We start from the raw sequence: 12656 nt of genomic DNA, 5'->3' as shown, positions 1-12656 counted from the left end.
AGTTAAAGCGTGCCGACGCTCAACTTGGTCTTTAGGGAAAAAGGCGTGTGAATTGACGTGAAGCGTGACATCCACCTCGTTGTGCTACTGCTATCGGTCATCGGTTGCTCTCTCGCCTCGCTAACGCTGTGGAAGGTCATGGCTTCTCGCGAGCGTGCCCTGGAAGACGTCAATGTCCATGGCCTTAACCTGACCCAGGCATTGTCCACCTATTCGGAAGGTATTGTCCGTCAGAGCTCAATGCTACTGCTCGGGCTGGTCGAGCGCCTGGAAACCGAAGGCTCCGGACCTGCGCAGATCGAGCGGCTGGATCAACTGGTCAAGCGCCAGCAACCATTGATGCCGCCAATGAGCGGCATCATGATCTACGCCAGGGACGGACGCTGGCTGATGTCGTCCAACCAGCCGACCCCCGTCGGTGCCAACAGCAGCGACCGCGCCTTTTTCATACACCATCGTGACGACCCGTCCCGCGACCCTTTCATCGGCCTGCCAATCCGTAGCCGCGTCAACCAGGAATGGGTGATCACCATCAGCCGACGGTTCAACGATGACCATGGCGAATTCGCCGGCGTTGTCGCCATGACGCTTGGCGTGGAGAACTTCCTGCAGCTATTCGGCAAACTCGATGTCGGCCATGAGGGTGCCATCGGGCTGGCCTATACCGACGGTTCCATGCTGGTGCGCTACCCGTTTCGGGAACAGGACATGGGTCGCAACTTTTCGAAGTCGCCCATCTTTACCAAGTATCTCGTCGACCAGTCAGCAGGCACTGCATCGTTCACCTCCAGCCTGGACGGCGTGGAGCGCCTCTATGCGTTTCGCAAGAGCGACAAGCTACCTTTGGTGACAACGGTCGCGCTGGGCAAGCAGGAGGCACTCTCGGCCTGGCGGCTCGAGGCGCTGCTGTCAACGCTGGTGGTCGCTGTGCTGCTGGCACTGACCGGGGCCATTGGCTGGCTGTTGATTCGCGCCATGAGCCGGCGAAATGCGATCGAAAGCGAGCTTCGACTGACCCAGCAACGGCTACTCGACAGCAACCAGCAGCTCGAGAGCCTGGCGATGCACGATGCGCTCACGGGGCTTGCCAACCGGCGCTGCTTTGACGAAGCGCTGACTCAGGAAATCCGCACGGCCCATCGCAATGGCACCACGCTGGCTTTGCTGATGATCGACATCGATCATTTCAAACCCTACAACGACACCTACGGGCATCCGGCGGGCGATGCCTGCCTGCAGCAGATAGCCTCCCTGCTCTCCTCCTGCATTCGCCGCCCTCGCGACCTGCTGGCACGCTACGGGGGTGAGGAAATGGCGGTAATCCTGCCCGATACCGACAACGATGGAGCGGCCGTCGTCGCCAGGCTGATGCTCGAGCGCCTGGCCTTGCAAGCCATCCCTCACAAAGGCAGCCCATTCGGACACATAACCGCCAGTATCGGTATCGCCTGCTCCGATGGTACGGCCCTGGACAGCGCGCCATCACTGATTGAGCGCGCCGACCGGGCGCTCTATATCGCCAAGCAGGCCGGCCGCAATCGCCTGCATGTCGACCGGGCGAAGACATAAAGCCAAATAACAAGGAATGTATAAATGCAATCTCATTTCAGCAAAGGCTTGCTCTTTGCACTCTGCGCCGCTGCACTGAATGCAACGATCGGTGTACTCAGCAAGGTATTGATGAACAGTGGATTCAGTTCCAGCAGCATCGCCCTGATAAAAACAGTCCTCGGCTGCCTGTTGCTGTCAGCACTGCTACTGATCCTCAAGCGGCCACTGCATACGGCCAAATGGTTCCATGCCGCCGTTTGCGCCTTTCTCGGCATTTTTGTGCTGTTCCACTTTGAGACTTCGGCCTATAGCCATTACGCCGCGGCAGGCGTCGTGGTGATCCTGATGGCAAGCGCGTCCATTTCTTCGATATTACTGGGACGGATAGTCCTCAAGGATCCAATCACCGCCAATGCGACAGTAGGCGCCGGTTTGACCATAGCCGGTATTGCCGTGATTTTTGGAGCCGACCTGGACCAAGGCTTCACGCTGCAAGGCGCAATGCTTGCTGCGACTGGGGGCTGCGGCTACGGTGCATTTTCGGTTGCCATGAAGCGCATGGGCGTTTCCGGGGGGCTGCATTTCACTCGGCAACTATTGTTTTTCGGCAGTCTCTACCTGCTGATGCCGGCTGCAACCGATGGGTTCATCATTGGTGAACTGTCGCTGGGAGCGGTCCTGGCATTGCTGGCGCTGGCTGCGTTGCCGACTATCCTCGGCTTCTTCTGTACCACCAAGGCCATCGAGTACCTGAAACCCTCGCAAGTCCAGGCGCTGGAGCTGACCGAGCCGCTGTTTGCCGCACTGCTGGCGTTCGTGGTGCTCAATGAAGTACCGCGGGACACGTTGTACCTGGGGGCCGGGCTAATTCTCTTCGGCCTGTGCTTCTCCAATGAGCTGATCCGACTGGGCAGGAAAGCGCCACAGCCGTCCAAAGCATGAAACGCGTGCGAGCAAGCACCTCGAGGCATGCATGCTCGCACGGCCGCATTACCAGATCGCAATATCGTAGGTCAGGTAGATCCGGTTGCTGTCGCGCCCTCGGGAAAAGTCAGAGCGGTAGACGTAGTTGCGAAGCTTCACACCCAGACCTTTCACAGGCCCGGATTGCACCACGTAGGCAAGCTCCACATCACGCTCCCACTCGCTGAGCCCGGCTTCACCGGAACGACCGTTGTCCCCGCTCAGGTAACGCGCCATGAAGGTCAGCCCGGGCACACCGGCCGCTGCAAAGTTGTAGGCGTAGCTCGCCATCCAGGTTTTCTCTTCCTCCTCGATGAACTTGCCTATGCCAACGTTACTGAACGAGTAAACCGTCGCGCCGCTGATGTACGGCAGCCCTGCCTCGCCGTCGAGCACCTGGTAACCGGCACCGACAGTGTGCCCGGAGTGGGTATAGGACAACTGCCCGCTGAACATGTCATTGTCGATCTGGCCGCCATGAGCGGCTCCGCTGTCGCGGCTCTTGAAATAGCGCAAGTCGGTGGTGAACACCCCTCCACCCAACGGCAGGTCGTGTACCAGGCCGGCATAGTCCTGGCGATAGAAGTGTTCGAGCTGGCCGTGGAAATAGCTCAGGCGCAGCTGCTTGCTGACGGCATAGTCGGCACCGGCAAAGTTGAAATCGCCAGACTCGCCGCCACCATAACCATCCAGGAACAGACCGGTGCTGTCCGAGGAGTCCCGCTGCTTGAAGCGGTCCAGGTGGCCGGCGGTCAGGGTCAGGCCATCGACATCGGTACTGGTCAGCTGCGTACCCTGGTAGGTCTGAGGCAACAATCGTGCATCGTTGTACACCAGCACCGGTGTCTTGGGCAGCAAGGTGCCATGCTTGACGATGGTCTGCCCCAGTCGCGCCTTGGCGGTTACCCCGGCACTGGCGAACTCGTCCGCGGCACGGCCATCGTCATGCACCGGCAGCAAGCCGGTACCGCTGCGGCCGCGGCCCGAATCGAGACGGACGCCTACAAGCCCCAAGGCATCGAGCCCCAGGCCCAGCGGGCCTTGGGTGAACCCTGATTGGTAGTCGAGCAGAAAACCCTGCGCCCATTCCACCCGCTCGCTCTTTGCAGTTGCAGCAGCGCGGGCGCTCATGCCTTGTTCGTCGCGGAAGTTTTCGTTGAAGTAAACGTTGCGCAGCTGCAGCTTGAGCTTGCCGTCGTCGATGAATCCGGCAGCGCCGGCCACAGGCAGCCAGCCGCAAAGCAGGCCACAGGTGGCCCGGCGGAAAACAGTTCGGGACATTTTCGATACTCTGTTGTTGTTCTTGGATGAGGTGGGCGCCAGCGGCGCCCGAAGCAGATCAGACGAAGAAGGACAAGGCACCCGTGACCAAGGCCAGTGCGGTGATGACCAGTGATGTCAGCACCGCCCATTTCACGGTGGCCTTCTGGAAGTCGCCGATGTCGCGATCGACCATGCCCACCAGCAGCAAGGTCGAGGCCACCAGCGGGCTCATCAGGTGCACTGGCTGCCCCAGCACCGAGGCGCGGGCGATTTCAACCGGGTCGATGCCGTAGGCGGCCGCAGCGTTGGCAAGGATCGGCACCACGCCAAAGTAGTAAGCGTCGTTGGACAGTACGAAGGTCAGCGGCATGCTGGTCAGCGCCACCACCAGCGGGAACCAGTGGCTCCACGCCTCGGGAATCCAGTCGACCAGGGTCTGAGCCAGCGCATCGACCATCTTGGTACCCGAGAAGATCCCCGCGAAGATGCCTGCGGCGAATACCAGCAGTACCACTGTCATGGCATTGCCAGAATGGGCGAGGATGCGCTCTTTCTGCAGATCCAGCTGCGGGTAGTTGATCATCAGCGCCGCGACGAAACCGATCATGAACAACAGTGCGGAATGCATCACGCCCATCACCAGCGCTGCCATGACGGCAATCACCAGCACCAGGTTCACATACGCCAGGCGTGGGCGCTTATGTGGGCTCTCGCCGAGGATTTCCTTGATGTAGCAGTTGCCGCCACCCGACTCCAGGGCGATGTTGCCGATGCGTCGGCGCTCGGCGCGGCCCAGCAGGAACGCGGTGAACACCACCCAGGCCGCACCGCCGATCACGGTGGGCAGCATCGGGATGAAATACTCGGTCGCATCCAGCCCGAGCGCGGCAATGGCCCGGGTGGCCGGCCCACCCCAAGGGCTCATGCCACTCATGATGCTCAGCGACAGCATGGATACCGTGGCCAGGATCATCGGGTTCATGCCGATGCGCTTGTACAGCGGCAGCATGGCCGCACAGGTAATCATGTAGGTGGTGGTGCCATCACCGTCGAGCGCCACCAACAGCGAGAGCAGCGCGGTACCGATGGCGATCTTGACCGGGTCGCCATTGACGCGCTTGAGGATCTTGCGGATCAGCGGGTCGAACAGGCCGGCATCGATCATCAGGCCGAAGAACAGGATGGCGAACAACAACAGGGCCGCCGAGGGCGCCACCATTTTCAAGCCATCGAGCATCATCTTGCCCAGCTCGGGGGCGAAGCCGCCGATCACTGCAAAGACAATGGGTACCACGGTGAGCGCAACGATTGGCGACAGGCGTTTGCTCATGATCAGGTAGGTGAAGGTCACCACCATGATCAGGCCCAGGAGTGCGAGCATGGTCTTTTCTCTTGTTTTTATTCTATTGCGGCCATCGGCAAGGCAGACGGCCCCCTACCCCACTCGGCATCGCTGGGATGCTGAGTGGGATTCTAAGTCAACTATGGAAGGTGAAGAGGCTTTTCAGCCGTGATGCCGAGGCTCGGCAGACCAGTCGGCCTGCGCAATATCCGCCTCGTCCGGTGCAGCCGGAATGCCGTTCAGGCGGCGCAGCAAGGTTTCCCGCTCACAGGCATTCTCCGACAGCGAGATGACCACCGTGGCCACGGCATTGCTGGCCAGGCTGGTCAGGGCACGCGCCTCGGACATGAAGCGATCGATGCCGATCAGCAAGGCAAGCCCTGCCAACGGGATGTCGTGAATGACGGTCAAGGTCGAAGCCAGCGCAACGAAACCACTACCGGTCACACCCGCCGCGCCTTTTGACGACAACAGCATGATCGCCAGCATCGTCACCGTCTGGCCAAGGCTCAGGTCGATGTTGCAAGCTTGAGCGATGAAGACCGCCGCCAACGACAGGTAGATGGCAGTACCGTCGAGGTTGAAGGAGTAACCGGTTGGCAGTACCAGCCCGACCACACCTTTCTTGCAGCCCAGTTTCTCCAGCTTTTCCAGCATGCGCGGCAGTACAGGCTCGGTGGACGAGGTGCCGAGCACCACCAGAAACTCCTCGCGGAAATAGCGCAGCAGCTTCCACAAGCTGAAGCCATGGGCACGGCAGATGCCGCCAAGCACCACCAGCACGAAGAACGCACAGGCGATGTAGAGCGTACCTACCAGCTTGGCCAGTGCACCCAGGGACGTCACACCATACTGCCCGACGGTGAAGGCCAGGGCACCGAAGGCGCCGACCGGTGCGAAACGCATCAGGTAGCCAAAGATGCGAAACACCATGGTCGAGGCAGACTCCAGCACATCGAGTACCGGCTTGCCCTTCTCGCCCATCGAAGACAAGGCGAAGCCGCTGAGCACCGCGATGAACAGCACCGGCAACACTTCACCCTTGTTGAACGCCCCGATGAACGTGTCGGGAATGATATGCATGAAGAAGTCGACCACGCTGAGCTTCGCCGCAGATGCGGCGTACTGGCCGAGCCCCGCAGTGCTGAGAGTGGCAGGGTCGATGTTCATGCCGACACCAGGACGGAACAGGTATACCGCTGCCAGGCCGATCATCAGGCTGATAACAGTCAATACCAGGAACAGCAGCAAGGTCTTGCTCATTAAACGCCCGAGGGAGCGCTTGTCGGTCATCCCGGCGATACCGGTGACGATGGTGCAGAAGACCACCGGCGCGATCATCATCTTGATCAGCTTGATGAACGCATCACCCAGGGGCTTGAGCGCAACGGCCTGTTGCGCCCAGAAGTGACCGACCACCACGCCCAGCAGGACGGCGCAGAGGATCTGGAAGTACAGCGATTTGGCGAGTCTCATGAGGCATCACCCATTGTTGAAATTGTGCGGATGCGCTTGTTGCGAATGTACAGGTCTGGACTACCGCCTGGGCCTACCCCGCCAACCTGCGGAATGTAGGCGCGTAAACGAAGCCTGAGAACAGCCGCCGGGCGGTTCGCACCACAGAGGCCTGAATCGTCTTGCCATCTGCGCCACTGCGCGACAGCGCGACATCGATACCGCCGCTTGGATGTTCCAGACGCACTTCGGTCAACTGCACGGCGCCCTCGCCCAGCAGATCGCCGATCACCGTACCTGGGCTGACGCAGGCAGTCGCCAGCCCTATCGCTCCGGTGATGGCCAAGGCGCGGTGGCAGTTGTGTGGCATGAAGTAGCGAACCTGCAACGTGCCGTCATAACGGGGCTTGGACACCAGCACAGGCTTGGGGATGACCATGCCGCTGACATCACCCAGGCCCATGGCCTTGCCGGCCTTCAGGCGCAACGCCTCGAGGCGCTCGAGCAGTTCGCCGTTGGCGTCGAGTTCGGCCGGGGATTCCGAGCCGGTGACGCCCAGCTGGCTGGCCTCCACCACCATCATCGGCATGGCCATGTCGATGCAGGTGACTGCAACGCCGTCGATCACATCCTTGGCCTTGCCAGTCGGGAACAGTTTGCCGGTCTTGCTGCCGACCGCATCGAGGAAGGTCAGGTGTACCGGGGCGGCAGTGCCCGGTACGCCATCGATCGCCGTGCGGCCTTCATAGCGCACGATGCCGCCGGGGGTTTCCACCAGCGAATTGACGAAAGTGCCGGTGTTCAGGTTGCGAATACGCACCAGCGTCTTGCCGTCCTGGCCTTTGACAAGACCTTGCTCGATGGCGAACGGGCCAACGGCGCACAGCATGTTACCGCAGTTGGGCGCGGTATCGACCCGGCGCTGGGCGACCATGACCTGCACGAACAGGTAGTCGACGTCGGCGTCGGCATGCAGCGAGGGGCTGACAATCGCTACCTTGCTGGTCTGCGGGCTACCGCCACCGATGCCGTCGATTTCCAGTTCATGCCCGGAACCCATCAGGTTGATCAGCAATTCGTCGCGTTCGACCACATTGGCAGGAAGGTCCCATGCATGGAAAAAGGGGCCCTTGGAGGTGCCACCGCGCATGAGTACGCAAGGAATTCGTTGCATGATTTCGCACTCTTGTTGATCAATGGACATCATTGATGCTGTGGACAAAAGATTGACAGGGATGGATAAATCAATCCAATGCAAATATCGTAGTTATTGTTCCGATTTGAGCATCAATACCGAACCCAATGCCAAGAGCGATCCGAGATGGAATATGAGCTGCAAGACATACGATCTTTCGTGAAAATCGCCGAACTCGGCAGCTTCCACGAAGCCGCAGAAGCGCTGCACCTGTCCCAGCCCGCCTTGAGCCGACGGATCAAGAAGCTCGAGGAAGGCTTGGGCACTTCGTTGCTGGAACGCACTACTCGTCGCGTCAGTCTGACCAGCGTCGGGCGTGACTTCCTGCCCAAGGCCAGGCGCCTGCTGGATGACTTCGAAGACTCGATCCTGAGCATTCGCGAACTCGCAGAACGACAGACCGGCCAGGTAACCCTCGCCTGTATTCCGACCGCAGCGTTCTATTTCCTGCCATCGGTGATCCGCGACTACAACGAGCAATACCCCAAGATCCGCATTCGTCTGCTGGACCTCAGTGCCAACGACGGGCTCGAAGCCGTGCTGCGGGGTGAAGCCGATTTCGGCATCAACATGATGAGTGGCCAGCACCCGGACATCGAGTTCGTCTCCCTGGTACAGGAGCACTTCGTGCTGGCCTGCCGCAGGGACCACAAGCTGGCGAACCGTGAGGCCGTCACCTGGACAGAACTGGCCGACTACCGCCTGATCGGCGTAGGCCGGCTTAGCGGTAACCGGATGCTGCTTGACCATGCCCTGTCCGGGCTCAACCTGCGGCCCAAGTGGTTCTATGAGGTTCAGCACCTGTCGACCTCGCTGGGCATGGTCGAGGCCGGGCTGGGCGTGTCGGCCATGCCCAGCCTGGCCATGCCCAGCGCCGACCACCCGACGCTGGTCAGCGTGCCGCTGATCGAGCCCCAGGTAACCCGCACCCTGGGGTTGGTCTACCGCAGAGGGGCGTCGCTGTCGCCGGCAGCGGAGAAGTTCGTGTCGATCCTGCTGGACAAGTGGCCCAACCGTTGAACGAAATGCCTTGCTTCCGGCTCGGCACGGCGCAGGGGAAATACGGGCTGAGTTCATGGTTCACTCCCCGCCCAGGCCCAGCTTGTTGGGCCGGCGCTTCTCGATTGCAAACTTGAGCAGTGCCGCGCTGCGGAACAGGCCATGGGCAAACTTGCCATAGGGCAGCGTGATGAACAGCGCCATCACCGTCCCCAGGTGAAGCGCCAGCACGATCGCCATCGCTGCGGTATCACGCAGGCCCAGCAAGGCGAGGCCTGTGGCGCTGACCAACAGCAGAAGCAGAATGAAGGCCCGGTCCATGGGGCGCTGGGCCACATCGCCCTGCTCCGGCGCCCTGCGCAGGTTCAGCGCCAGCAACCCGGCCGGCCCGACAATCAAGCCAATTCCGCCCAGGGTTCCGAGCAACACCGGTGCACTCAGCAGCGGGTACGGCGCCTGCTGGCCCAGCAGGTAGTGATAACCGGTGGCGACCACCGTGGCGGCAAAGCACAGCATGAAGCCGTAGAAGGTGAAGTGATGGAAGCGACGGCGCCAGAGCGTGTAGCGATCATCGGCATTGTTGCAACCTTGGCCGTGCCCACCGTCGAGGTATTTCAAGGTCAACACCGCGCTTGATGCCTCGAACACCGCCCCATTGGCCGGTTGCGCCAGCGCCTCGGCAGGCGAGACCGAGCGCCAGAAGCGACGTATCGCCACCGCCAGGGCCAGCGCTGCAGCGGCAAAGACGCTTCCGAACATCAGTGCCAGGGTGTTGTGCGGGAAGACCGCATAGAAATTCCCAGCCAACCGCCCGGGCAGCAGCGTGCCGTTGACGAACAAGGTCAGCAGCAGGAACAGCGACAAGGCTACGGCCAATGCACTGGCGACATAGGTGCCGTTGTGCCTGTACAGCCGCCCGAAGAGGGCCGGCCAGGCGTACTCGGCGTATGTCTGCCCGCGCACTTTGGCCATCGCCTGGGGCACGTTCACCGCGAATTCGTGGGGCTGCGCGTACTGGCAGGCATGCAGGCAGGCGCCGCAGTTGTGGCACAGGTTGGCCAGGTAATGGATATCGGCCTTGCCGAACTCCAGCCTGCGGGTCATCGCCGGGAAAACCGCGCAAAAGCCCTCGCAGTAACGGCAGGCATTGCAGATCCGCATTTGCCGGTCCACTTCCTGCTCCTCGACGTTCAACACCGGGATCAGTTCGAGGGCCGGCCCGGCGGTGTCAGGCTGGCGTGGCTCAGGCAGTTGCGCAGTCATGGCTCTTCTCTTTTTCTGGATGTTCGTAACCCGCCGCCGCAGCAGCGCTGGTCCCGGCGATACGGCCGAAGGCGGTGCCGATGGACATGCCGACGCCTGCGGTGTAGCCCTTGCCCAGTACATTGCCCGCCATCATTTCACCGGCAACGAACAGGTTCGGGCTGGGACGCCCGTCGAAATGGACGGCGGCGGTTTCATCGGTGCGCAGCCCCAGGTAGGTGAAAGTCACGCCAGGGCGCAGCGGGTAGCCGTAATAAGGCGGCGTATCGATCGGGCGCGCCCAGTGGCTTTTCGCCGGTTCCAGGCCTGCGGTGTGGCAGTCGTCCAGCCGGGTGTGGTCGAAAGTGCCCACCTGGCAGGCTCGGTTGTAGGCATGCACGGTTTCGAGGAAGGCCTGCACAGGCAAACCGAGCAGGCCGGCCAACGCCTCCAGGCTATCGGCAGTAGCGCCCGGAAAAACCGGTGGCATGAAGCGCCCGAGGGCTTTCTGGTCGATGATAGAGAACCCCACCTGCCCAGGCTGATGCGCCACCAGGCGCCCCCAGATGGCATAGCGCTTGGGCCAGAAATCCTCGCCTTCATCGTAGAAGCGCTGGCCATCGCGGTTGACCACCACGCCCAGCGACACACAATCGATGCGCGTGCAAATGCCGCCGTCGTACAACGGCGCACGAGCATCGATCGCCACCATGTGCGCCTGGGTCGGGTCGCCAATCGTGTCGGCGCCCTGTTCGATCATGCGGCGCAACAGCACCCCGTCATTGAAGCGCGTGCCACGGATCAGGAAATTGTCCGAAGGCCACTCCCCTCGCTCGTTCTGCCCCCACGCCTCGCGCAACCACTCACGGTTGGACTCGAAGCCGCCGGCGGCAAGCACACAGGTACGCGCCTCGATGCGCTCGGCAGGCAGGTGTCGCCCCTGAACCTCACGCGCCGGCACATGGGCCGCGACGAAGCGTCCGCCCTGCAGTTCGATGTCGGCTACTGGCGTGTCGTAGCGTATCTGTACGCCAAGGTTTTCGGCGCTGCGAAAGTAGGCATTGACCAGTGCCTTGCCGCCGCCCATGAAGAAGGCGTTGGTCCTTGCTGTGTGCAGCGCACCCGACAATGAGGGCTGAAAATGCACGCCATGGCGGCGCATCCACCCGCGACAACTGGAGGACGCGCGAATCACCAGCCGCGCAAGCTTTTCGTCGGTCTGGCCACCGGTAACCTTCAGCAGGTCCTGCCAGAATTCTTCTTCCGGGTACGCCTCGACCAGCACATCCTGCGGTCCATCATGCATGCACCTCAGGTTGCGCGTGTGTTGTGAGTTGCCACCACGCCAGGCGCGGGGTGCGGCCTCGAGCAGCAGCACGCTGGCTCCGGCCTCTCGCGCCATCAGCGCGGCACAGAGGGCGGCATTGCCCCCTCCGATGACTAGCACATCGATCATTTCGCCTCCAGATCACGAAGAGCCGAATGTTCGGCTGCTCCTCGTGACCGGGGACTTTAATGAGCGCCCGCAGACCGCGAAACGCGATGGTCGGGGGGAGGCATTCAGTTTTTCTAAAGGGTCGGAACAAGCGCCCCCGGCGCCTGGGTCAAAGCAGCCGTGCGCCTGGCCATCGGCCCTGCTCCACCAGCTCCCGGGCAACGTCCTGCAGTACGATCCGCGTAGCCAGCGCCGCCGGTGAGAGCTCGTCATCAGTCAGGCTGACAATCACATTGCGACGCTGCGCCAGGGCTTCGTCGACAGCAAACACGCGCAAGCCCGCCTGATGCGCCCGGGCCACCGTCGCGCCGGGCTGGATGGTGGCGGCATGGCCCGCACACACGCAATCCATCAACAGCGACAGGCCATCGACTTCCATGACGATGCTGGCCTCCAGCCCTGCCCGCTCGAAAATCGAGCGCAACGTCGTGCGCAATCCATGCTGGTTGCTGGGCATCACCAACGGCAACGTCGCGATCTGTTGCAACGTGAGCGACTCGCCCCAGCCGTCCTTGACCAGCGGTGCGGGAACCAGCACGAACAGCCGCTCCGTCAGCAGCCCCCGCACCTCCAGGCGCGGCCCCGTCTCTGCCTGGAACAGCACCGCCAGGTCAAGGTGCCTGGCATTGAGTTGGTTCATCAGATAACCAGACAGCATTTCCACCAGGTGCAGCCGGATGTCGGGATAGCGCTCTCGCATCCTGTCGATCAACGCCAAGCCAAGGATCGATGCAGTGATCGGTGCCAGCCCCACGCTGGCATAGCCGCTCATGCGACCACTTTGTGCCGCCAGGACAGCATGCTCCGCCTGACGAAGCGCCAGGCGCGCATGGTATTCGAAGGCCAGCCCGGCCGCGGTCGGCGCTACGCCGGTGCTCGAACGCGTCAAAAGCCGGGTACTCACCTCGCTCTCCAGCTTCGACAACTGCTGGCTCAAAGCCGAGGCGCCAACCCCTAGCTCGACCGCAGCCCTGCCAAGGCTGCCGTACTCCAGAACACTCAGGAAATAGCGAAGCTGACGTAACTCCATACAGATCTCTTCAACGATGGGGGCAGGCCTGGAGCATGTTAAACGTATTTGCACAGCCTTGATTGACAGAACGCTACCGTGCCTCATCAAGTTGACAGGGACCCTGTGGGAGCGGCCTTGT

At 61.7% G+C, this 12656-nt stretch carries 10 protein-coding genes; 3 read left to right on the top strand and 7 right to left on the bottom strand.

Annotated elements, in window-relative coordinates; genetic code table 11:
- Nucleotides 1-57: 57 nt before the first annotated feature.
- Both GYA95_RS07985 and GYA95_RS07980 read left to right on the top strand, forming a co-directional pair.
- Nucleotides 58-1569: a sensor domain-containing diguanylate cyclase gene (locus GYA95_RS07985; RefSeq protein ID WP_080604863.1), complete on the top strand. Its 1512-nt coding sequence runs from the start codon at nt 58-60 to the stop codon at nt 1567-1569.
- A gap of 24 nt (nt 1570-1593) precedes the next feature.
- Entirely contained in the window at nt 1594-2493 is a 900-nt protein-coding gene (locus GYA95_RS07980; protein WP_015270084.1) for a DMT family transporter, read from the top strand.
- A gap of 48 nt (nt 2494-2541) precedes the next feature.
- Here GYA95_RS07980 and GYA95_RS07975 read toward each other — a convergent pair whose 3' ends face one another.
- From GYA95_RS07975 to GYA95_RS07960, 4 genes are all read right to left on the bottom strand, one after another.
- On the bottom strand, nt 2542-3795 hold the full coding sequence (locus GYA95_RS07975) for an OprD family porin (RefSeq protein WP_015270083.1): 1254 nt from the start codon (nt 3793-3795) through the stop codon (nt 2542-2544).
- A gap of 58 nt (nt 3796-3853) precedes the next feature.
- Nucleotides 3854-5158 (bottom strand): CitMHS family transporter, encoded by a 1305-nt coding sequence (locus GYA95_RS07970; RefSeq protein ID WP_013972233.1) that lies wholly within the window; start codon nt 5156-5158, stop codon nt 3854-3856.
- A gap of 123 nt (nt 5159-5281) precedes the next feature.
- Nucleotides 5282-6595, bottom strand: a complete 1314-nt coding sequence (gene dctA, locus GYA95_RS07965; RefSeq protein ID WP_003256769.1) for a C4-dicarboxylate transporter DctA — start codon at nt 6593-6595, stop codon at nt 5282-5284.
- A gap of 73 nt (nt 6596-6668) precedes the next feature.
- The gene (locus GYA95_RS07960; protein WP_015270082.1) at nt 6669-7748 is read right to left on the bottom strand and encodes a 4-oxalomesaconate tautomerase; all 1080 of its coding nucleotides are present in this window, start codon (nt 7746-7748) and stop codon (nt 6669-6671) included.
- A gap of 147 nt (nt 7749-7895) precedes the next feature.
- Between GYA95_RS07960 and GYA95_RS07955 the strand changes: the two genes are divergently transcribed.
- Entirely contained in the window at nt 7896-8789 is an 894-nt protein-coding gene (locus GYA95_RS07955; RefSeq protein WP_013972231.1) for a LysR family transcriptional regulator, read from the top strand.
- A gap of 60 nt (nt 8790-8849) precedes the next feature.
- On the opposite strand, the gene tcuB is transcribed toward GYA95_RS07955, so the two are convergent.
- From tcuB to GYA95_RS07940, 3 genes are all read right to left on the bottom strand, one after another.
- Nucleotides 8850-10031 (bottom strand): tricarballylate utilization 4Fe-4S protein TcuB, encoded by a 1182-nt coding sequence (tcuB, locus tag GYA95_RS07950; protein ID WP_015270081.1) that lies wholly within the window; start codon nt 10029-10031, stop codon nt 8850-8852.
- Nucleotides 10012-11466, bottom strand: coding sequence for an FAD-dependent tricarballylate dehydrogenase TcuA (gene tcuA, locus GYA95_RS07945; protein ID WP_015270080.1), 1455 nt, complete (start codon nt 11464-11466; stop codon nt 10012-10014). The genes tcuB and tcuA overlap by 20 nt, the downstream gene beginning before the upstream one ends.
- 148 nt (nt 11467-11614) lie before the next feature.
- The gene (locus GYA95_RS07940) at nt 11615-12535 is read right to left on the bottom strand and encodes a LysR family transcriptional regulator (protein WP_161551365.1); all 921 of its coding nucleotides are present in this window, start codon (nt 12533-12535) and stop codon (nt 11615-11617) included.
- Between the last annotated feature and the right edge of the window lie 121 nt (nt 12536-12656).

Source organism: Pseudomonas asiatica (genome assembly GCF_009932335.1).
Classification (GTDB): domain Bacteria; phylum Pseudomonadota; class Gammaproteobacteria; order Pseudomonadales; family Pseudomonadaceae; genus Aquipseudomonas; species Aquipseudomonas asiatica.
Note: the sequence above shows the minus strand (reverse complement) of the source record. Positions and strands in the feature narration are given on the sequence as shown.